The sequence below is a fragment of the Marinomonas sp. ATLA20 genome, assembly GCF_057180105.1.
On the sequence record NZ_JBXUKU010000007.1, the window covers coordinates 194,530 to 214,221 of the forward strand.

The following is a 19,692-nucleotide window of genomic DNA, read 5'->3' on the forward strand; positions in this document are numbered from 1 at the left end:
CCCTCTAAATAGTTTCTGTCTAAAATAAAAACACTGTAAAACACGATAAAAAAATAGTTACACGTCTAACCTTTAACTTCAAGTTTAAAGCAAAAAAAAACGACCTTTTGGTTAATGCTGTTCACTTAAGCGGAACCGCATTACGAGATACCGGATATCTCGTCTTTGACTGCTTCACCATGCGAGGCCGACTAGACCTCGCTTTCTTTCTCTCCAAAAATTTCGCTCTAAGAGTATAATACTGCGATCTGGAATCTTATCTAACATGCCTTCCGCTAATGGTGTTTCAGCTTTGCAGTAAACGCCTACCTGAGCATCTAAAATAACGTCTGAATGCGTATTAATCAGAGCAATGCAGCGCAATAATGAATAGGCGCTTTGCTTGACCCTTGTATTGCTGGCACTACCGAAGTACTCTCGTAATTCTGGCGTATCGAGGTGCGAAAAACGTAAGCGTCCGGCAAACCACACATTTTAATCTTTCCCAAACGCCTTAAAGTCTGTTGTCTTTTAAACCGGAGCAACAGACTTATGTTTACTGCGACATCTCAACTCAACGTCATACTTATTTGTGGACCTACCGACATGCGTAAAGCCATTGATGGACTTTGTAATATTGTCGCCTACGATCTTGAAAAAGAACCCTGTAGCGAAAAATTGTTTGTTTTCTGTGGGCGAGCGCGTGACAAGATCAAAATATTACAGTGGTCTAATAATGGCTTTTGGTTACATTATAAGCGACTGGGAAAAGGACAATTCCAATGGCCGGTCATTGATGATGAGCAGTTGTCACTGCACATATCCCATCGACAACTGAATTGGTTGTTGGACGGCTTGCCTTTTCATTCCCAAGAAGCTCATCCGCATTTAACGTATCGATATCATGACGAATAGATGGTTTAGTTGGTATAATCCTATCCTATGAAAACACTTCCAGAAGACTTGCCCAATGACGTTGAAGCGCTTAAATCACTGCTGCTTGAGCAAGCGCAACTACTGGGTAAAAAAGACAGTCTTCTGAATGAAAAAGATTCACAGCTTGCCGAATGGCAATCCAAGTATCAGCTTACTTCTGGAACAGTGGCGTTTAGCGCAGCAAAAGCAGTTTGGCAAAAGCTCAGACGTCTCGCCAAGTCAAGGTGAGTTGCTTGATGAAATGGCGGCCGAATCTGATGTCATCGATACAGAGACTGAAACGCAGACAGTCTCCTATACGCGTCAGAAACCTAAGCGTCAGCCCCTGCCAAAGAATCTACCGCGCGAAACGGTTGTATTGGATATCGCTGAGTCAGACAAAGTTTGCTCATGTTGCCAAGGATTGGATGAAAAAATGTGCCGATGCCTTACAGCCGCTTTATGAACGACTACATCAAGAACTACTGAAACAGCCCGTAATCCAAGCCGATGCCTCCCACCCCTTAACGTGATCAAAGAAGCCCGCTCAAAATGCTACATGTAGGTCTATTTCACAAGTAAAGATGCCCCAGACAAACACAACCTGATCCCGAATATTGTCTTATACGATTACCAACCGACACGAAGTGGGCAATGTGCCGTCGATTTTTTACAAGGCTTCGACGAGTATCTGAATGTTGATTGCTACCAAGCCTACGAATCGACGAAGGCAACGCTTGCTGGTTGCTGGGCCCACGCGCGCCGAAAGTTTATTGAAGCGGAAAAAAGCATGCCGAAAGGCAAGTCAGGAAAAGCGACTATGGCGGTCAATCACATCAAAAAGCTGTACGCTATCGAAATGGCCGACACCTTTAACATCCGTCAGGAGCAAGCTCCCGAAGTACTAGCGAACTACAAAGCTTGGTTCGAAAAATCGATTCAACAAGTGCCACCTAAACCCTTATTGGGCAAAGCCATCCACTACAATCTCAATCAATGGGACAAACTTACCGTTTACTTGACCGACTATCGCGTCAACATCGATAACAATAGAGCGTAACGCGCCATCAAGCCCTTCGTTATTGGGCGCAAAAATTGGCTGTTTCGAGTACAGGTAATGGAGCAAAATCGAGTGCCATGCTTTATAGCATCATAGAAACCGCCAAAGCCAACGGACTGATCCCACACGATTACTTAGTAAGGTTGTTTGAAGAGCTGCCAAAGCGTAAAGAAGGAGACGACCTAGACAATTTATTGCCTTGGAACATCAAAGGTTTTTAAGAAGGGGAATACAAAACTTTTTCCGCTGCGTCCTTGCAGCATTGAGCCTTCCTGAAAGAGACAGAGCCTCCATCCTAGAGGCGCAGGTAAATCCATTTACCCTCTGTCTGATTCTAATTTATTACAATCATGTGTCAGATACAAGCGTTGGCTAAGATAAAATGCAAATTAACGCTGCCCATGTGTGATTCACCACACGCTTACCGAAAAACGACACCATCAATAGCAAATACTTGCAGCCCTTTCCAATCATCTTGAGCAAATCGATCATTTGCCCAATGCTCACCTGTACGCTGGAAAAACCATTACATAGGATCTGAGCCAATTCGCTGTCTCGCTTGAGATACGCCGCTCTTAGCAAGAAGTTGCTCCGATGCTAATCCTTCTGAACAGATATTTAAGCGCCTAGCCACTTCTTCAATCGCTTCATCCCGAAAAAGAGCCATCCCTAGTACCAACCAAAGCACTTGGTCTTCGGGTAAGCGTCGTCGCCTGATGCTTGCGCTTGAGGAAAGGGTTAATACGGACTCAATCCTCTCAATGGGAATATTCTGAGTGAAAGTTGAATGATCTGAGAAGGAGTGGAGCTCATCGATACTAAGAAGTAACTGTTGAATAGACACAAAAAAATCCGATTAAGAAAACTTAATCGGATTTTCTGAGGCTATTCAATTAAAATCAACCCTTAAGTGAACAGCATTAGCCATCAAGCTGCTTTTGAAAACGTAACAATTATCTAGCTAGGACAAAGGCCCTATTAGAAATTAGATAGCGCTGTTTACAAATTCTACCAATTGAGATTTAGACACTGCACCCACTTTAGTTGCTACCACTTCGCCACCTTTAACGATAAGCAAAGTAGGAATACCGCGAACATTGTACTTAGGCGCTGTTTCTGTGTTTTCGTCCACGTTAAGTTTAACGACTTTCACTTTACCAGCATATTCAGCTGCAACGTCTTCCAAAACAGGCGCAATCATTTTACAAGGTCCACACCATGGAGCCCAAAAATCAACAATCACAGGGATTTCTGAATTAAGCACTTCTTCTGCAAATTGAGCATCAGTGATTTGAATTGTATTGTCACTCATAATAATTCCTCAAAATTCTATATTTAACTAATGAATGCGGCTAGTGTACCACTAAATGATTAGGGTAAAAACGAGTTCTATCTAATTAAAGCAATAGAAAAATGCTATAGCATTAAAGATCGAATAACGGTTGGCAATTCAAGCAATGAATGTATTTCAGCATGAGAGCGAGCCCCCCAATCATCCCCCCAACGCTGCGCGCCATGGCGATTAAACCAAACACTTTTAGCGCCAGCATTAGAAGCACCAAACACATCATCTACAGGGTGATCCCCAATATGGATAAGTTCTGAAACGTCTACTCCTGCGTTCTTTGCAGCCATTGAAAATACATCAATAGCTGGTTTTGCGATACCAACCTGATCCGCTCGAACGGCAAAATCAAAATATTGACCTAGACCGACATAAGGATGAAATACATCAGCATTACCATTGGTAATAACAGCCAAAGTATAGTCTTGACTCAGCGTCTCCAAAACATCGACAACATGCGGATAAAGATCCACTTTTTGTCTCCACTCACAAAAATGTGCCAATGCAGCACTCGCAACAGATTCCGCCTCTTCTGAAGGCAATCCAAATTGCTTTAACGCAAGTTTGTACACAGCCAAACGAACCGCAGTCAAATTAAAAGCCATTTCTGGATTTTTCGCTAAGACGCTGTTTTTTAACTCTTCTCGGACAAGAAATGAGTATTGAATAGAAAAGCTAGGGAAGCGTTCCTCAAACCAAGACTCCATAGCGTGTTCTGCTCGCGTAATTACGGGAGCAACATCCCAAAGAGTATTATCAAGATCAAAAGTAATCAGCACACTCACGGTAATAACCTCAACAAGATAGCACTCAATAAATCAGCAATGTATTGAAGAAACAAGGCCCCTTTTTCTTTATCAAAAGCCGATTTATTTTCAGATCCTAATACAAGAATACCGCATTTTCTAACCTCTCCACCCTCTCTAGAAAGCAGTGGTAATACAGCAACAGAATGAATTGAAGAAGCATCCTCTGGAAAAAGAAAACTCATTTCATTGGCAGGTAACATGCCACAAAAACAATCGGTAAAACCAGCAGCATGAGACAAAAACACATCATCTTCCACCAAGACATGCGATCGAACTGCACTATCGGGAAATTCACCATATAGAACTAAAGCATGGTAAGAAACATCAAAATCATCTCTCACCATATCATCGATAATAACGGAAAGATCATCCAGAGAACTGCAAGTAAGACCTGCTAAGACTAGACGACGACTTTTCTGCATAGTTGACTCATTATCACGCGCTACTTCTATCAAACGATCAAACTCTGCACGATAATCCGCAGTTGTTTTCCGCAACGAGTGCACTTGGTACTCAAGCAGTGAAACCACCTTCCCATTAACTGGATGAGGAAGCGTCAGACTCTCCAACAAATCAGTATTCCGAACAAAAAAATCCGGTGTTTTTGACAAATATTGAATAACTTCTTCTTCGCTCATAATTCCTCTATAGGTAAATTTGACCTTCGAACACCTTTTCAGCAGGGCCCGTCATAAGAATAGGCTGACCTTCACCTTGCCATTCAATATGTAGATCACCTCCACGTAAATGAGCTGTCACCTTAGGAGACAACCATCCCTGCTTAATACCGGCAACGACGGCCGCACAAGCTCCAGTTCCACAGGCCTGAGTTTCCCCAACGCCACGCTCATAAACACGCAACTTGATTTCATCAGAACTAATAACCTGCATAAAACCAACATTCACATTTCGAGGGAAACGTTCATGACATTCAAGCAAGGCTCCTGCTTTAGCAACCTCTTCGTCCATCAACTGATCGACTTTGATCACGGCATGAGGATTTCCCACAGACACTGGTGTCATTAAATACTCAGTCTCACCAGCCATGATGCTGTAAAGACCATCCTGAGGTTCTGCAGTAAAAGGTAGGTCTACTGGATCAAAGCTTGGCGCGCCCATATCGACGGTGACCAAACCACCATCTAATACACGCAGTTGAATGGCACCGCGCTTTGTTTCAACATTAATAATACGCTTATTCGTTAATTCTCGATCTAAAACAAACTTAGCAAAGCAACGAGCACCATTTCCACAGTGCTCAACTTCGCTACCATCTGAATTATAAATGCGGTAACGAAAATCCATATCAGGATTCGTTGGCGGCTCGACCACTAAAAGCTGATCAAAACCAATCCCCCAGTTTCGATTACTTAATCGCTCGATTTGCTGTTTATTAAAAAACACTTTACGAGACACCGCATCAACGACGACAAAATCATTTCCTAGCCCATGCATTTTGGTAAATTTCAACAACACGACGAACTCCTCAGACTGGCAAAATTTGCTCACCAGCTAACTGATGCTCAATCGTTTCACGAGCACGAATCAAATACGTTTTATCACCGTCAACCATCACTTCAGCTGCACGATTACGGCTATTGTAATTTGATGCCATAGTGAACCCATAAGCCCCAGCTGAGCGAACGGCTAAAAAATCTCCAGCCTGAATATCAAGCTCACGATCTTTGCCTAAGAAGTCACCTGTCTCACAAATAGGACCAACAAGATCGTAGCTCCGTTTACCTTCAGAGGTCGGCAATAAAGACACAGGGACAATATTCATCCAAGCACCGTATAAAGATGGACGAATAAGGTCATTCATCGCCCCATCAATGACGGCGAAGTTTTTGTGCGGCGTGCATTTCAAAAACTCAACTTGGGTCAACAAGACACCCGCATTCGCAGCGATAGAGCGACCAGGTTCAAAAGCAAGTTCAAAATTCTTACCTTTTACTTTTTCGAGCAATAATTTAGCGTAATCGGCTGGCGATGGCGGTACTTCATCGCGATAGCGCACGCCTAAGCCTCCACCTAAATCAAGGTGCTTAATCGTAATACCCTCTTCTGCTAACTCATCAACCAAACCAATCAAGCGGTCAAATGTATCCAAGAAAGGCTTAAGCTCGGTCAGTTGTGAGCCGATATGACAATCCACTCCCATGACATTTAGGTTAGGTAATTCATGAGCAATTTTATAGATGCGAACCGCGTCTTGAATATCGATACCAAACTTATTTTCTTTCAACCCTGTTGAAATATAAGGGTGTGTTTTGGCATCAACATCAGGGTTAACACGCAAAGAAACGGGCGCTAATTTACCCATTTCGCCAGCCACTTGATCTAATCGGTACAATTCCGCTTCAGATTCCACATTGAAACAGTGAATACCCACTTCAAGTGCTCGGCGCATCTCTACCGCTTGCTTGCCTAAACCTGAGAACATGATTTTAGATGGCTCGCCACCCGCCTTTAAAACGCGCTCAAGCTCACCAATAGAAACGATATCAAAACCTGACCCCAAGCGAGCCAATACATTTAAAATTGCAATATTTGAACACGCTTTAACGGCGTAACAGATTAACGTGGGGTGTGATGCAAACGCTTCCGCATAGGCTTTGTAGTGCCGCTCAAGAGTCGCACGAGAATAAACATAACACGGCGTACCATATTGATTAGCAACATCGGATAGAGCAACATCCTCTGCATGCAGAGTCTGATTTGAGTAATTAAAAAAATCCAAAGGGGAATCCTCAGCTATAAAGACGACTCTTGTTGCGAGTCAGTTGTGTCACTCGGCAAATAAAGGGCACCTTTATTTCCGCAAGCCGTAAGTAAAACAGCCAAAACACATACTGAAAGCAATTTAAACATCGTCTTATCTCTTCTATTTTTGATTGAGACAGTATACCTTGCAGCCAGTTCGTTTCCCAACCCCAGTGAGCCAATTACATAGATATTCTTTACCTTGAATAAGAAGGCGCTGTAGCTTGAATTTGCTATATTTATCTCAAGCTATGTACACATAGACTTAAATTGGGTTACACATTACCAACCGAAGCAAGACATCACGTATTAGAAGGTTTATGAAAAACAGGATTGCCCCATGGATGGCAGCACTTTTCTGTGCCATCGCAATACACATAGTTATAATCGGAATCTCAGATAACCAACATTGGTTTGATATAGACACACGCCCATCGACTTTTGAGTTACTTTTATTGCCAGCTGCATCAAATGATGAAGTAACAGAAACAAAGGCGTTTACGCAGAACGAAGAAAATACAGCGGCTGATACTAAGCAAAATGACGCAACTCTCGATACAACTGGAGAGCAAACAGATAACCCTGAACAAGCAGATAACACTGAGCAAGCAGATAACACTGAGCAAGCAGATAACACTGAGCAAACCAATAACTCTGAACAAACAGCTGAGCAGCCATCTGATTCTTTAGGAGCCGAAAGCCTTACTGGCAAAGAACTCAGTGAAAGAAACAATGAGTTTGATCCTCAAGAAATCATCAACAACCAAGACAATGAGCAAACACTATCAGAAACGTTTCTACAAAATGACACATTAAATCCAAGCCCTAATTCCAATCAATTAAGCTCAGACAAACCTGAGTTACTTGATTTATCAAAAGTGTCTTTATCTCCAGACGTAAAGGATGAAGCATTAACAAATATTTTTTCTCCGGAACTCAGAGACAAAATTACCGAGTCTAAAAAAGCACAAAAAGACTATCTGAAAGGCCTAACAAAAGAAGTGGACTACCCAATAACAAAAGACGCGGATGGAACACGCTATGTCAATATCAAAGGGGTTTGCTGGAAACTACCCAAAGAAGGCAGCAATGAAGGTTGGGCCATTGTGTTTGACGGCTGCGGTGTCAAATCCAAACTTTTTCACTTTGAACTAAATATTTCACCTAGCATCATCACAAATGAAGTATTAGGTCCAGATTCGCCATTCAATTTGACACAACCAACAAAATAAGAAATCAGCACTCTGTCAAACAAAAACGGCTACTCAAAAGTAGCCGTTTCAAATCATCTAGTTCTGTCTATATTACACAGTTTATCGTGCAGCAAGATCCGCTTTAGCACGCTCTACTGCTAACAAGACTTGAGCAGGAGCCGTTCCACCAATGTGATTACGCGCAGCCACAGAACCTTCTAACGTCAAGACATCAAAAACATCCGCTTCAATCATGCTACCGAAAGACTGTAGCTCTTCCAGTGTCATTTCGGATAAATCTTTACCTTCTTTCACGCCATAGCCAACCGCTTTACCAACGATTTCATGAGCGTCTCGGAAAGCCACACCGTGACGAACCAAGTAATCCGCCAAATCGGTTGCAGTAGAGAAACCACGGCGAGCCGCTTCGTACATATGCTCTTTACGAGACTCTATTGCAGGAATCATATCGGCAAAGGCACGCAATGAACCTTTTAGCGTGTCAACCGTATCAAACAAAGGCTCTTTGTCTTCTTGGTTATCTTTGTTGTACGCCAGACACTGAGACTTCATCAAGGTTAATAAGCCCATCAAATGCCCGTAAACACGACCGGTTTTACCTCGAACCAATTCTGGCACATCAGGATTTTTCTTCTGCGGCATAATAGATGAGCCTGTACAGAAGCGATCAGGTAGGTAAATAAAGTTAAACTGAGCCGACACCCACATCACCATTTCTTCTGCCCAACGAGACATATGCATCATGATGATAGACGCTGTTGCCGTGAACTCGATAGCAAAATCTCGGTCACTAACAGAATCCAATGAGTTATAAGTCGGACGCTCAAACCCTAGTAACTCAGCAGTCATATGACGATCAATCGGATAAGTTGTACCCGCTAGCGCCGCCGCACCAAGCGGTAAAATATTAATACGCTTACGGCAATCCACCAGACGCTCGTAATCACGTTGCATCATTTCATACCAAGCCATCAAATGATGGCCAAAAGTAACTGGCTGAGCCGTTTGCAAGTGAGTAAAGCCAGGCATAATTGTATTGGCTTCTTTTTCCGCCAAACTCAAAATCCCCTGCTGAAGTCGAGTCACTTCTTCCATCAAGAAATCCACTTCATCACGCATATATAGGCGAATATCTGTGGCTACTTGGTCGTTACGAGAACGGCCAGTATGCAGTTTTTTGCCAGTAATACCGATCTTCTGCGTCAAGCGAGCTTCGATGTTCATGTGGACATCTTCTAATTCAACAGACCACTCAAACTCGCCGCGTGCAATTTCATCTTCAATTTCGGTCAGACCCTGAATAATCTGATCTCGTTCTTCTTCCGTCAAAACACCAACGCTAGCGAGCATTTTGCCGTGAGCAATTGACCCTTGAATATCCTGTTTTGCCATACGTTGATCAAACTCAACAGACGCAGTAAAACGCGCGACAAACGCATCAACAGGCTCAGAAAAACGACCACCCCATTGCTGGTTCGTGGTTTTATTAGTATCAGTCATTCGGTTGGTTCCCACACAAATTCAAACAGCTGCCAAGAGTACATTAAGCGCCTCGACTTATAAAGCATTGAAAGATGACGGAGTCCCTCTTAACGAGTATCATTAATCTATGAAATAAGAAGATATTAGTCCATCTACAACCCAATAGGAGATGAAGTGAAAGACAAGATTGTGATCGCAACCAGAGAAAGCCAGTTAGCCCTTTGGCAAGCCAACAATGTCAAAGCGCAACTAGAAAGCCTCTACCCAGACATGACTGTAGAGTTGCTAGGCATGACAACAAAAGGCGATCAAATTCTCGATTCACCATTATCTAAAATAGGTGGCAAAGGCCTTTTTGTTAAAGAATTAGAAAGTGCGCTTATGGATGGCCGAGCAGACATTGCTGTTCACTCTATGAAAGATGTACCTATGGCATTTCCTGAAGGGCTTGGACTTGCCGTCATTTGTGAACGCGAAGACCCTAGCGATGCCTTTGTTTCCAATAAAGTCGAATCACTAGATCAACTTCCCAAAGGCGCCGTTGTTGGTACATCGAGTCTGCGCCGCTCTTGTCAGCTACGCATGAATCGCCCAGACTTAATAATCAAAGACCTACGCGGCAACGTCAATACTCGCCTAAGAAAAATGGACGACGGCGAATACGACGCTATTATTCTCGCCACGGCAGGATTAGTTCGCTTAGAAATGTTTGATCGAATTAAACAAAGAATCCCTGCCGAAACTAGCTTGCCAGCAGGCGGACAAGGCGCAATGGGAATAGAGTGCCGCTCCGATGACGTACAAACCATTAATTTATTAGCGCCACTGCAACATGAAGAAACCGCCGTTCGCGTCGCAGCAGAACGCGCAGTGAATGAACGCCTTAACGGTGGTTGCCAAGCTCCTATAGCCTGTTTTGCGATATTAACAGGCGACTCTATTTGGCTAAGAGGCTTAGTGGGCAGCCCTGATGGTAAAACCATGATTGAAGGCGAAATTCGTGGGCACAAAGACGATGCAAAATCTCTTGGTGTGCAATTAGCCGATGATTTATTAGCCCGTGGCGCAGACGTCATTCTTGACGCCTTATATAAATAATAGAAGGCGAAATATTGGTGCAAGATTGTCGTATCCTAATCACCCGACCAGAGCCAGAAAATACACTCAGCCGTGAACGCCTAAGCGTTCGTGGCTGGGTAGCGGTTCCTCTTCCAATGCTGGAAATTTCACCGATAGAAGACGCTCTTAAAAAAGCGGTCATTCGAGCGCAGGTATTTGATATCGACACATTTGATTACGTCATATTTGTCAGTAAGAATGCTGCTCGTCTCGCTTGTGATTGGTTGGATGAGTGCTGGCCTATGCTGCCCGCCAATGTTCACTGGATAGGCATAGGCCAAGGAACAACACAGACATTACTTGATGAGGGCGTTCCAGCGCTATCAAATCCAGGACACACCACAGAAGCCTTACTTGATTGGTTGAAACCTGCCAGAATGAAAGATCAGAAGATACTGATTGTTCGTGGTGAAGGTGGTCGCCCAGAGTTAGGCAATAAATTAGAAGAGCGAGGAGCAAAAGTTAGCTACCTTTCACTCTATGAAAGAAAAAAACCTCAGTATTCAGCTCAAACTTTCTTCATGCTGCCCGATATCAATTTAATATGGGTTACCAGTGGCGAAAGCTTACTCAACCTATCAGAATACGTGTCACAGCATAAACCAGAGTGGAAAGCTCTGCCGATACTGACACCGAGTATTAGGGTCAATCAACAAGCAAAAGAAATGGGCTGGATAAATGCCTCGTGCGCAAATGGCGCTGACGATAACAGCTTGATCAAAGCGACGGAATTTCACACAGGAAAACAGAATGACTGATAACAATAAACAAGCGCAAGAATCAAACGAGGCGATTGAAAAATCATCAGATGCAACGGAGACTCAACCTACCGCATCAAAGACGCCCCACCAAAAAGAGCCAACACAAAAAACGAGCCTGACACCTAATTCATCCGTCAATACTTTTGCGGCGTTATCCCTCGGGCTTTCCGCCATCGCCATCGCGACAAGTGGCTGGCTGTATTTCCAAAGCACACAAAGTACGCTAAATAGAGACATTCAACAATTAACAGCGCAACAAAACACTTTAGATAGTAGACTCAACGCCAACACTCTCAACAAATCTCAGCTAACACAGTTGGTTGATCAGGTAAAAACGTCTGAAAAAAATCTTCTATTGGAAAAGGCCGAGCTCGCAACTCAACAAGCCCAACAAAATGAAAAACTATTGTCGCTTGAATCCAAACTTAACCGTCTCAATAACACGACAAAAGAAGACTGGAAATTAGCGGAAGCTGAATATTTGATTCGTCTCGCCAATCAACGTTTGTTGCTTGAAGCGGATAACAATGGCGCAGCGACATTACTCATTAACGCTGACGACATTCTTAATGAACTTGAGGACCCTATCGTATTTGCTACACGCAAAGCCTTGGCAAAAGACATCCAAGCGTTAAAATCCATTAGCCAATTTGATCTAGAAGGCGCTTACCTCAAACTGAACGCTTTGTATGATAATGTTCAAACCTTACCTCAACGAGAACCGTCAAAAGAGTGGCAAGCCAGTACGACTGAGAAAAAAAATCAGATAGACGACTCTACAACGGGCAAAATTACCTCCGTTCTAGACAGTTTTTGGAATTCAATACGCTCACTGGTTGTGATTAATTACAATCACAAACCCATCAAAGCATTATTACCACCAGCGGCATACCAAGAACTCATTACTGGTATACAACTGCAACTGGAAATTGCTCAGGTTGCCTTGATCAAAGGTGAGCCCTTGATTTATCAGCAAGCATTATCTCGTGTTGCAAACGCCACAACAGAACATTTTGAAACCCAATCAAACAGTGTCACGACATTCTTAGCCAGTCTAACCACCTTGCAACAGCTAAACCCGTCACCAGATTTACCACTCCCTAGAGAGTCATTAATGTCTATGAAATCATTAATGAAAGAATGGAATAACCGTAGCTCAAATAACACAGATGCATCCAACAATACTGAGCCATCTCAAATAGAGAGCGAGAACAAAATTGAAAGCAAGACTGCGCCTCAAACCGACCTAGGAGATAAGGCATGAGAAAACTCCTATTCTTACTTGTCATTATGATGGCAGTCGGTGGTGTCTTGGGGTTGCTTATGCGCCAAGACAGCGGCTACGTTTTAGTCGCCTACTATGGCGTTACCATTGAAACCAGCTTATGGGTTTTAGTGGTAGCCATGGTTATCGCGTTGTTTGTACTTAGCTGGGTAAAACGCATTCTGTTTATCGCTCTAAGACCCAGTAACTCTTTGGCAAAAGTTACGGGCAATTTAGCGCAAAAAAGAGCGTCTAGAAATACTATCCGCGGAATGTTAGAGCTCGTTGGCGGTAATTGGAATAAGGCTGAAAAACTGCTAACCAATAGCGCTGAAAAAGTCCCTTATCCATTAATAAACTACATTGGTGCCGCCTACGCAGCGAGCGAACAAGACGAAGCTGAACGTTCAAAAGCTTTATTGCGTGCCGCCCATAAATCCGCACCTGAAGCGGAATTCGCTATCGGCTTCGCACAAAGCCAAATTCAAATAAAACAAGAACACTACGAAGGCGCCTTAGCCTCTCTTTTACGCCTTCAAAAGCTAAAACCGAAGCACAAACAGGTCCTAAAAATGTTAGTGACGGTTTATAAACAGTTAAAAGATTGGGATGCCTTACTCACTCTCACACCAACACTAAAAAAAGACGGCATTTTCGACGACGATAATATGCTAGAACTTGAGCGTAACGCGTTCTTGGCACTGCTTGATAAAATCAAATTTCGCAATAAACTCGGACAGAACAGCAAAGAATTAGTCGCTGAAGTTGAGAGCTTATGGAATAAGTTGGACACCCTGTCTCAGGATGACAGAATGAGACAGCTCTATGCTCATACTCTTATCCATTTTGGTGATAGTACAAAAGCAGAAAGCTTTATTCGTAATAGCTTGAATAACAAGTGGTCTGAGGCGTTAGTTTATGAGTATGGCAACGTACAAATAGATAACACTAAGAAACTGCTTTCCAACTGTGAAAACTGGCTAAAGAAAGAACCAGCAAGCGCAAACTTATACTTGGTCTGCGGCCGCTTGAGTCAGTCAATGATGCTATGGGGGAAAGCACGGGACTATTATGAGCAATCTCTCTCACTTGACTCTCACAATGAGGCATTGGCAGAACTAAGCCGCCTACTTAAAGCCATGGGCGATACCAAAGCAAGCCAAGAACTAATGATGATCAACCTAAGCCATGCTAGCAATCAATTAAAACCATTGCCGCTGCCTTAGTAAGGTTATTTTCAAAAAAATAAGGTAGGCATAAAAAAATGCTGTTATTTTCATAACAGCATTTTTTTATTTTAACTAAGACAAATTGAGAGCTATTTGAAACGCACAACCAATTCATGCATGTTGTTCGCAACATCTTGCAACGCTCGAATACTATCACTTGATTGGTTAGATTTTTCAGAACTCTCAACGGATAAATCAGAAATACGCACCACTTGGCGATTAATATCTTCAGAGACATGAGCCTGCTCTTCAACCGCCGCTGACATTTGCATGGCCATATCAGATATTTTTGAAACACCCTCAACAATACTCCCAAAAGCACTCTCCATCTCAATGATTTTTTCTAAACCCTGAGTAGCATCATGTCGACCTTGATTAGCAATAGAGACAGAATTTTTAGCTCCGCTGCGAAGTGTTTCTATAATATGATGAATATCCTTAGTTGAATCTTGAGTTCTTTGGGCCAGCTGACGAACTTCATCGGCTACCACTGCAAAGCCTCGACCATGCTCACCTGCTCGCGCCGCTTCGATCGCAGCATTCAATGCTAAAAGGTTCGTTTGTTCGGCTATCTGATCAATCATCTGCGCAACTTGTGCTATTTGTTCAGAGCGATCCGCCAACTCTTGCACTGTCGCGCCAATATCATTCACGGTTTCACTCAATTGGCGAATAGACTGACGTGTCTCTTCAACAATTTTTTGTCCGCTCCCTGCTGTCTGCGAAGACGATTTAGCGCTATCCGCTGTCATCTGAACATGTTGAGCAACATCATTGATCGTCGTGGTCATTTGCTGCATGGCCGCAGCAACATCTTGAGTTTCATGTTGCTGACTCACCATACCTTTTGTCGTTTCAATGGTAAGAGCAAGGCCAATTTTAGATTGTTCAGAGACTTTCAGAGACTCATCTTCAAAACGGGTCAATACGGCATCCATTCTTGATAATAAACTTTTGACTCCAACATCAAGCGTTGCAATATCTAAAGAAGTATCGGAATACGTTATTCCTGCCAAAGGATGAAGAAAAGCACTTGATAACCGTTTTTTTAGCGTCGTTTGTAACTTAGCCTGATTCAGTAAGAATAAACCATTTGCCAATAAACTTGTTGCCGCTAATACACCAGCTCCATAGAGTACATTAACACTACCTGCTGCAAGGGTTAGCACAATACCAACCAGTGGCAATATAAGCTTCCATGACATAAAGGATCGTGGCATGACATTTTTACCACTGTTGATGCGTTGATAAACTTTCTCCGCTCGCGCCACATCCTCTCGGCTAGGAACGGTACGAACAGATTCATACCCAACAACTTTTCCGCTTTCAGTCACGGGGGTCACATAAGCGTCCACCCAGTAAAAATCGCCATTCTTACAGCGATTTTTCACCAATCCCATCCATGCTTTACCTTGTTTTAAGGTATCCCACATAATTTGAAACGCTTCTTTCGGCATATCTGGATGACGCACAATATTATGAGGGCTGCCAATTAACTCGCTTTTATCAAAGCCACTGATTTTTACAAACGCATCATTACAATGAAGAATTTGGCCTTTTAAATCCGTGGTCGTTATTAATTTTTCATTCTGAGCAAAGGTTTTTTCTTGCTTAGTAATTGGCATGTTTTGACGCATATAGAACCTATCCTTGAAGCTTTATGTAGAGGGGTTTTCCATCTTAGCTGTAATTAATTACTCACTAATCATAATTAATTTTTATAGAAAACTTAAGCGCTTAAATATTAATCTAGTTAAGTTTTACTTAACCAGCGAGTAAATATTGGTAATAAATATGTTGGTATTTGTAATGCGCCAGCCAAAGGTAAGAACGCAGGCCCTAATAAAACACCAGCAATACTATATGTTAAAAGAACATTCCGATTACCTGACGTAATCGCTGCAGTCAATGCTAACTCCTTGCCTTGTTTAAGATAAAACACATACGACAGAGTAAAGAAGAGGCCACACAAGCCTGTTGCGATGACAAAGTACACCAAAGCCATTAGAGGGTCTTGATCAAACAACACTCGAAAACTACCAACCAACCCAAAAGGAAAAGCAAACACTAATAAAATGGTATAAGGCGATATTTTCAACAAAAAACGACCTAATACTTCTTCAGGAAAAAAACGATGAATCAAAAATGAAAACAACATGGGCCCAAAGATAAAAACGACTAAGCGGACAAAATAACTAGACCAATCAAGCTCTACTCTTTCTGTTTGAAAGAATATCAAGGTGATAAAAATTGAAATAGGCAAAACTAATGTCGTTGCAATCGTCATCGCCATTGCTTGCAAACTATCAAACCCTAATGCTCTAACGATCGCAGGTGTTGCAAATAACGACCCTGTTGCAGCCACAGCAACAACCGCGAGCAGAAGGTCTGAGTCGAACGACAAAATCCAGCCAATAAAGCTGACGACTCCCATAAACACAGCCGAATGCAAAGCAGCATAAAACCATATTTCTTTACTACCTAATCGCTTCATTAACTCATTTTGCTTCATCCCCAACAAAGTTAATGACATTAGAGTAAAGAGTACTATAGGTAGAAAAGGAAAAAAGGCTAACGAGATAGAAGGAAACAGGAAGCCAAGCACGGCAAACACAAACATAAAAGGAAGAGAGTTTCGAACAAAGAACTGCAACATGGGTTAAACACCTTAGACAGGTGGCCCACTTTAAACATCAGACATTATCTAATTATTTTTTGGAACCACAACAGATTTTATTATTTTCAGGTAACTCAGCAAGTTCAACCACCCAATCAGCACGAGCCTTATCAAAAGCCGCCCTAAGCGCTGCTAGCTCATCGTTGGATGCCGGAGAAACTTCTTTTTTGCCACGACCCTGACAAGAAGAAGGGAATGGTATCAGATTATTCTTCATAAATTGTCTCTATTAAAGCATTGTCTGGATATCTATCGACACTCTATGGATAATCTTTAACAAACGCAATGATCAAGCAGATGGAATCCTTATGAAGTTCTTAATATCACCCGCAAAAACACTGGACTTAACCTCCACACCTAACATTGATACCGTTAGCCAACCAGAGTTGCTAGATGAGTCTCAACAGCTCATCAATACTATCAAGCCATACACACCCGCAGACATCGCGTCTCTCATGAAACTCAGCGATAAGCTGGCCACACTCAATGTATCTCGCTATCAAGAGTGGCAAAAAGAGCACACGCAAAGTAACAGCCGTCCCGCCATTTATACTTTTATGGGTGATGTGTATACAGGGTTAGACGCTTACTCATTAAATGAAAGCGATCTTAAATATGCCCAAGAGTCTCTGCGCATTTTAAGCGGTCTATATGGATTATTAAAACCGTTGGATCTAATGCAAGCCTATCGACTAGAAATGGGCACCAGCTTAAAAAACGATAGAGGCACTAACCTTTATCAATTTTGGGGAGATATTATCGTTAACAAGATTAACGAGACCCTTGATGAAGGCGAACTGCTGGTCAACTTGGCGTCCAATGAATATTTCAAAGCGGTTAACAAGAAAAAGCTTACTGCAACATTAATCACACCGAATTTTCTCGATGAAAAAAATGGTAAATTTAAAGTCATCAGCTTTTATGCGAAAAAAGCACGTGGTTTGATGGCTCGATACTTGATTGAAAACCGCTGTGAAACACTAGATGAACTTAAAGCATTTGACCTTGCGGGTTACCGCTACGACCCTCAACAATCAACCAAAGACAGTCCAGTGTTTATTCGGCCAGAAAGCGCCCAGCCGCAAAAATAAAGAGCGACACAGAAGTAAGCGCTAGCGCTTACTTCATTTACTTGAGGCGCCCTATTGTCACCCGGTCATTGCCGCCTAAATCCTGAAAACTCTCGACCGCAATAAAACCCGCTTCAACAAAACACTTTTGCACAGCGATGGCTTGGTCATAACCATGTTCAAACATCAAATAAGCTCCTTGTTTCATAAAACGAGGGGCAACTTGAATAATGTACTCAATGTCCGCCATACCATGATTATCCGCCACCAAAGCACTTTTAGGCTCAAACCGCACATCCCCCTGAGACAAATGCTCGTCGTCAGGATCAATATAAGGTGGGTTAGATACGATTAGATCAAACAAATTGCCTTCCAGCGCTTCGAACCAACTACTTTGTATAAAAGTCGCATTACTCAATTTATTTCGTATAGCATTGCGCTTAGCAAGAGCGACGGCCTCTTCAACTAAGTCCACACCGACGACTGTCGATCTAGGCCGTTCTGACGCCAGAGATAACGCAATCGCTCCAGTCCCCGTACCAAGATCTAAAATACGATTAACGTCACCTATATCAAGCACAGAAAGCGCCACCTCCACCAGCCTCTCGGTGTCGGCTCGGGGAATTAAAGTACAAGGCGCCACTTCTAGGTTCAAACTCCAGAATGACTGCTGCCCCAATAAATAAGCAACAGGCTCTCCCGACTCTCGACGCTCTAATAAGCCATTAAACCGACTAATGTCTGCTACGCTCACTTCTTTCTCGGGCCAAGTGAAAAAATAGGAAGTTGACACAGCCAAGACGTGGGCAAGCAATAGCTGCGCATCTAGCTGAGCCGTCTCTGAAATAGAATAAAGGCGCTGAATAGCGCCTTTTAGTAGTTCATCAATTCGCATGAGCGATGATTTCCTCAGATTAATTATCGCCACTTAGTGCTGCAAGTTGCTCCGCCTGGAACTCATTCACCAGTGGATTAATCAACACATCCAAATCACCCGTTACGATTTCATCTAACTTATACAGTGTTAGGTTAATACGGTGGTCTGTAACGCGCCCTTGTGGGTAATTGTATGTACGAATACGCTCAGAGCGGTCACCACTACCAACCAAAGACTTACGCGCTTCGGATTGATCACTGGCCGCTTTTTCTTGCTCTGCTGCCTGCAAACGAGACGCAAGTAGTGACATGGCTTTAGCACGGTTCTTATGCTGAGAACGCTCTTCCTGACATTCGACAACAACACCCGTTGGAATATGCGTCAGACGAATCGCTGAGTCTGTTTTGTTAACGTGCTGACCACCAGCGCCAGACGCACGGAAAGTATCAATACGCAAATCAGATTTATTGATGATAATATCATCAATCTCATCCATTTCAGGCATTACCGCTACAGTGCAAGCCGAAGTGTGAATACGACCTTGTGACTCTGTCGCAGGTACTCGCTGAACTCGATGTGCGCCAGATTCAAATTTCAATTTAGAATAAGCACCATCACCAACGATACGCGCGATCACTTCTTTATAACCACCATGCTCGCCATCGCTGGCACTGACGATTTCGACTTTCCAACGTTGCGTCTCAGCATAACGTGAATACATACGGAATAAATCGCCAGAGAATATGGACGCTTCATCACCACCGGTTCCGGCACGCACTTCCAAAAACACGTTACGGGAATCATTCGGGTCTTTAGGCAGCAGCAATTTCTGCAATACCAACTGAAGCTCTTCTTTTTGCGCTTGGCCTGCTTTGTACTCCTCGACCCCCATTTCTTTTATATCTGGGTCAGCATCTGTCATCATTAACTCCGCTTCAGCAATGTTTTCATCAATTTGCTGAAACTCACTAAAACACTTAACAACAGGCTCAAGCTCTGCATATTCTTTGGAATAAGAACGGAATAAATCCTGATCCATGATAACTTCCGCCACACCTAATAATGCCGCTAACTCATCATAACGATCAGATAAACTTTCTAATTTTAACTTAATGGATTCTTTCATTT

24 protein-coding genes and 1 pseudogene are annotated in these 19,692 nt (G+C 42.8%); 11 read left to right on the forward strand and 14 right to left on the reverse strand.

All coding sequences use genetic code 11. The features are described 5' to 3' along the window. Positions 1-174 precede the first annotated feature (174 nt). Positions 175-471: a hypothetical protein gene (locus AC2A4J_RS13685; protein ID WP_484176423.1), complete on the reverse strand. Its 297-nt coding sequence runs from the start codon at positions 469-471 to the stop codon at positions 175-177. 60 nt (positions 472-531) lie between these two features. Here AC2A4J_RS13685 and tnpB point away from each other — a divergent pair, with 60 nt between their 5' ends. The 5 genes from tnpB to AC2A4J_RS13710 all read left to right on the forward strand — a co-directional run bounded on the left by tnpB (position 532) and on the right by AC2A4J_RS13710 (position 2,175). Beyond that, positions 532-894: an IS66 family insertion sequence element accessory protein TnpB gene (gene tnpB / locus AC2A4J_RS13690; protein ID WP_484176424.1), complete on the forward strand. Its 363-nt coding sequence runs from the start codon at positions 532-534 to the stop codon at positions 892-894. 127 nt (positions 895-1,021) lie between these two features. Beyond that, complete coding sequence (locus AC2A4J_RS13695) at positions 1,022-1,360, forward strand: transposase domain-containing protein (RefSeq protein ID WP_484176425.1); 339 nt, start codon at positions 1,022-1,024, stop codon at positions 1,358-1,360. Further along, the gene (locus AC2A4J_RS13700) at positions 1,323-1,427 is read left to right on the forward strand and encodes a hypothetical protein (protein ID WP_484176426.1); all 105 of its coding nucleotides are present in this window, start codon (positions 1,323-1,325) and stop codon (positions 1,425-1,427) included. The genes AC2A4J_RS13695 and AC2A4J_RS13700 overlap by 38 nt, the downstream gene beginning before the upstream one ends. A 71-nt stretch (positions 1,428-1,498) precedes the next feature. Beyond that, on the forward strand, positions 1,499-1,954 hold the full coding sequence (locus AC2A4J_RS13705; protein ID WP_484176459.1) for an IS66 family transposase: 456 nt from the start codon (positions 1,499-1,501) through the stop codon (positions 1,952-1,954). A gap of 35 nt (positions 1,955-1,989) precedes the next feature. Next, the gene (locus AC2A4J_RS13710) at positions 1,990-2,175 is read left to right on the forward strand and encodes a transposase domain-containing protein (RefSeq protein ID WP_484176427.1); all 186 of its coding nucleotides are present in this window, start codon (positions 1,990-1,992) and stop codon (positions 2,173-2,175) included. Positions 2,176-2,378: 203 nt separating this feature from the next. Here the strand turns inward: AC2A4J_RS13710 and AC2A4J_RS13715 are convergent. The 7 genes and pseudogenes from AC2A4J_RS13715 to lptM all read right to left on the reverse strand — a co-directional run. Beyond that, positions 2,379-2,792: pseudogene (locus tag AC2A4J_RS13715) on the reverse strand (transposase domain-containing protein); the annotation flags it as partial. A 147-nt stretch (positions 2,793-2,939) separates the two neighbouring features. Next, positions 2,940-3,266 carry a thioredoxin TrxA gene (trxA, locus tag AC2A4J_RS13720; RefSeq protein ID WP_255828157.1) on the reverse strand — a complete coding sequence of 109 codons (327 nt, stop codon included), beginning with the start codon at positions 3,264-3,266 and terminating at the stop codon, positions 2,940-2,942. Between the two features lie 104 nt (positions 3,267-3,370). Continuing rightward, positions 3,371-4,084: an HAD family hydrolase gene (locus AC2A4J_RS13725; RefSeq protein ID WP_484176428.1), complete on the reverse strand. Its 714-nt coding sequence runs from the start codon at positions 4,082-4,084 to the stop codon at positions 3,371-3,373. Further along, positions 4,081-4,746: a DUF484 family protein gene (locus AC2A4J_RS13730; protein ID WP_484176429.1), complete on the reverse strand. Its 666-nt coding sequence runs from the start codon at positions 4,744-4,746 to the stop codon at positions 4,081-4,083. Before AC2A4J_RS13730 ends, AC2A4J_RS13725 begins: the two co-directional genes overlap by 4 nt. 7 nt (positions 4,747-4,753) lie before the next feature. After that, a complete protein-coding gene (gene dapF / locus AC2A4J_RS13735; RefSeq protein ID WP_484176430.1) occupies positions 4,754-5,584 on the reverse strand; it encodes a diaminopimelate epimerase in 831 nt (276 codons plus the stop codon). Positions 5,585-5,594: 10 nt separating this feature from the next. Beyond that, positions 5,595-6,848, reverse strand: coding sequence for a diaminopimelate decarboxylase (gene lysA, locus AC2A4J_RS13740; protein WP_255828153.1), 1,254 nt, complete (start codon positions 6,846-6,848; stop codon positions 5,595-5,597). 14 nt (positions 6,849-6,862) lie between these two features. Further along, the gene (gene lptM, locus AC2A4J_RS13745; RefSeq protein ID WP_255828152.1) at positions 6,863-6,979 is read right to left on the reverse strand and encodes an LPS translocon maturation chaperone LptM; all 117 of its coding nucleotides are present in this window, start codon (positions 6,977-6,979) and stop codon (positions 6,863-6,865) included. Between the two features lie 212 nt (positions 6,980-7,191). On the opposite strand from lptM, the gene AC2A4J_RS13750 reads away from it, so the two are divergent. Beyond that, on the forward strand, positions 7,192-8,103 hold the full coding sequence (locus AC2A4J_RS13750; protein WP_484176431.1) for a hypothetical protein: 912 nt from the start codon (positions 7,192-7,194) through the stop codon (positions 8,101-8,103). 81 nt (positions 8,104-8,184) lie between these two features. On the opposite strand, the gene argH is transcribed toward AC2A4J_RS13750, so the two are convergent. Then, positions 8,185-9,585 carry an argininosuccinate lyase gene (argH, locus tag AC2A4J_RS13755; RefSeq protein WP_114413715.1) on the reverse strand — a complete coding sequence of 467 codons (1,401 nt, stop codon included), beginning with the start codon at positions 9,583-9,585 and terminating at the stop codon, positions 8,185-8,187. 156 nt (positions 9,586-9,741) lie between these two features. Here argH and hemC point away from each other — a divergent pair, with 156 nt between their 5' ends. Genes hemC through AC2A4J_RS13775 form a run of 4 tightly spaced genes read left to right on the forward strand, consistent with a single transcriptional unit; the run spans position 9,742 to position 13,937 of the window. Continuing rightward, complete coding sequence (gene hemC / locus AC2A4J_RS13760) at positions 9,742-10,665, forward strand: hydroxymethylbilane synthase (RefSeq protein ID WP_484176432.1); 924 nt, start codon at positions 9,742-9,744, stop codon at positions 10,663-10,665. Between the two features lie 17 nt (positions 10,666-10,682). Continuing rightward, entirely contained in the window at positions 10,683-11,444 is a 762-nt protein-coding gene (locus AC2A4J_RS13765) for a uroporphyrinogen-III synthase (protein WP_484176433.1), read from the forward strand. Next, complete coding sequence (locus tag AC2A4J_RS13770) at positions 11,437-12,711, forward strand: uroporphyrinogen-III C-methyltransferase (RefSeq protein ID WP_484176434.1); 1,275 nt, start codon at positions 11,437-11,439, stop codon at positions 12,709-12,711. Before AC2A4J_RS13765 ends, AC2A4J_RS13770 begins: the two co-directional genes overlap by 8 nt. Beyond that, positions 12,708-13,937, forward strand: coding sequence for a heme biosynthesis HemY N-terminal domain-containing protein (locus AC2A4J_RS13775; RefSeq protein ID WP_484176435.1), 1,230 nt, complete (start codon positions 12,708-12,710; stop codon positions 13,935-13,937). Before AC2A4J_RS13770 ends, AC2A4J_RS13775 begins: the two co-directional genes overlap by 4 nt. 92 nt (positions 13,938-14,029) lie before the next feature. Here the strand turns inward: AC2A4J_RS13775 and AC2A4J_RS13780 are convergent, their stop codons facing one another. From AC2A4J_RS13780 to AC2A4J_RS13790, 3 genes are all read right to left on the reverse strand, one after another. Beyond that, complete coding sequence (locus tag AC2A4J_RS13780; RefSeq protein ID WP_484176436.1) at positions 14,030-15,577, reverse strand: methyl-accepting chemotaxis protein; 1,548 nt, start codon at positions 15,575-15,577, stop codon at positions 14,030-14,032. 116 nt (positions 15,578-15,693) lie between these two features. Then, positions 15,694-16,596 (reverse strand): hypothetical protein, encoded by a 903-nt coding sequence (locus AC2A4J_RS13785; protein ID WP_484176437.1) that lies wholly within the window; start codon positions 16,594-16,596, stop codon positions 15,694-15,696. A 52-nt stretch (positions 16,597-16,648) separates the two neighbouring features. Continuing rightward, on the reverse strand, positions 16,649-16,834 hold the full coding sequence (locus tag AC2A4J_RS13790) for a hypothetical protein (RefSeq protein WP_255828143.1): 186 nt from the start codon (positions 16,832-16,834) through the stop codon (positions 16,649-16,651). Positions 16,835-16,925: 91 nt separating this feature from the next. Between AC2A4J_RS13790 and yaaA the strand changes: the two genes are divergently transcribed. Continuing rightward, positions 16,926-17,708 (forward strand): peroxide stress protein YaaA, encoded by a 783-nt coding sequence (gene yaaA, locus AC2A4J_RS13795; protein WP_255828142.1) that lies wholly within the window; start codon positions 16,926-16,928, stop codon positions 17,706-17,708. A gap of 37 nt (positions 17,709-17,745) precedes the next feature. On the opposite strand, the gene prmC is transcribed toward yaaA, so the two are convergent. Beyond that, the gene (gene prmC / locus AC2A4J_RS13800) at positions 17,746-18,582 is read right to left on the reverse strand and encodes a peptide chain release factor N(5)-glutamine methyltransferase (RefSeq protein ID WP_484176438.1); all 837 of its coding nucleotides are present in this window, start codon (positions 18,580-18,582) and stop codon (positions 17,746-17,748) included. Between the two features lie 19 nt (positions 18,583-18,601). Continuing rightward, positions 18,602-19,690 carry a peptide chain release factor 1 gene (gene prfA / locus AC2A4J_RS13805; RefSeq protein WP_484176439.1) on the reverse strand — a complete coding sequence of 363 codons (1,089 nt, stop codon included), beginning with the start codon at positions 19,688-19,690 and terminating at the stop codon, positions 18,602-18,604. Positions 19,691-19,692: the final 2 nt, after the last annotated feature.

Bases quoted from the DNA above. Each gene is read 5' to 3' on its own strand.
- AC2A4J_RS13775 (WP_484176435.1), top strand. From the start codon at position 12,708: ATGAGAAAACTCCTATTCTTACTTGTCATTATGATGGCAGTCGGTGGT.
- yaaA (WP_255828142.1), top strand. From the start codon at position 16,926: ATGAAGTTCTTAATATCACCCGCAAAAACACTGGACTTAACCTCCACA.
- prfA (WP_484176439.1), bottom strand. From the start codon at position 19,690: ATGAAAGAATCCATTAAGTTAAAATTAGAAAGTTTATCTGATCGTTAT.
- lptM (WP_255828152.1), bottom strand. From the start codon at position 6,979: ATGTTTAAATTGCTTTCAGTATGTGTTTTGGCTGTTTTACTTACGGCT.
- argH (WP_114413715.1), bottom strand. From the start codon at position 9,585: ATGACTGATACTAATAAAACCACGAACCAGCAATGGGGTGGTCGTTTT.
- AC2A4J_RS13750 (WP_484176431.1), top strand. From the start codon at position 7,192: ATGAAAAACAGGATTGCCCCATGGATGGCAGCACTTTTCTGTGCCATC.
- AC2A4J_RS13700 (WP_484176426.1), top strand. From the start codon at position 1,323: ATGAAAAAATGTGCCGATGCCTTACAGCCGCTTTATGAACGACTACAT.
- AC2A4J_RS13790 (WP_255828143.1), bottom strand. From the start codon at position 16,834: ATGAAGAATAATCTGATACCATTCCCTTCTTCTTGTCAGGGTCGTGGC.
- AC2A4J_RS13785 (WP_484176437.1), bottom strand. From the start codon at position 16,596: ATGTTGCAGTTCTTTGTTCGAAACTCTCTTCCTTTTATGTTTGTGTTT.
- AC2A4J_RS13730 (WP_484176429.1), bottom strand. From the start codon at position 4,746: ATGAGCGAAGAAGAAGTTATTCAATATTTGTCAAAAACACCGGATTTT.
- AC2A4J_RS13770 (WP_484176434.1), top strand. From the start codon at position 11,437: ATGACTGATAACAATAAACAAGCGCAAGAATCAAACGAGGCGATTGAA.
- tnpB (WP_484176424.1), top strand. From the start codon at position 532: ATGTTTACTGCGACATCTCAACTCAACGTCATACTTATTTGTGGACCT.
- trxA (WP_255828157.1), bottom strand. From the start codon at position 3,266: ATGAGTGACAATACAATTCAAATCACTGATGCTCAATTTGCAGAAGAA.
- AC2A4J_RS13695 (WP_484176425.1), top strand. From the start codon at position 1,022: ATGAAAAAGATTCACAGCTTGCCGAATGGCAATCCAAGTATCAGCTTA.
- prmC (WP_484176438.1), bottom strand. From the start codon at position 18,582: ATGCGAATTGATGAACTACTAAAAGGCGCTATTCAGCGCCTTTATTCT.
- AC2A4J_RS13780 (WP_484176436.1), bottom strand. From the start codon at position 15,577: ATGCGTCAAAACATGCCAATTACTAAGCAAGAAAAAACCTTTGCTCAG.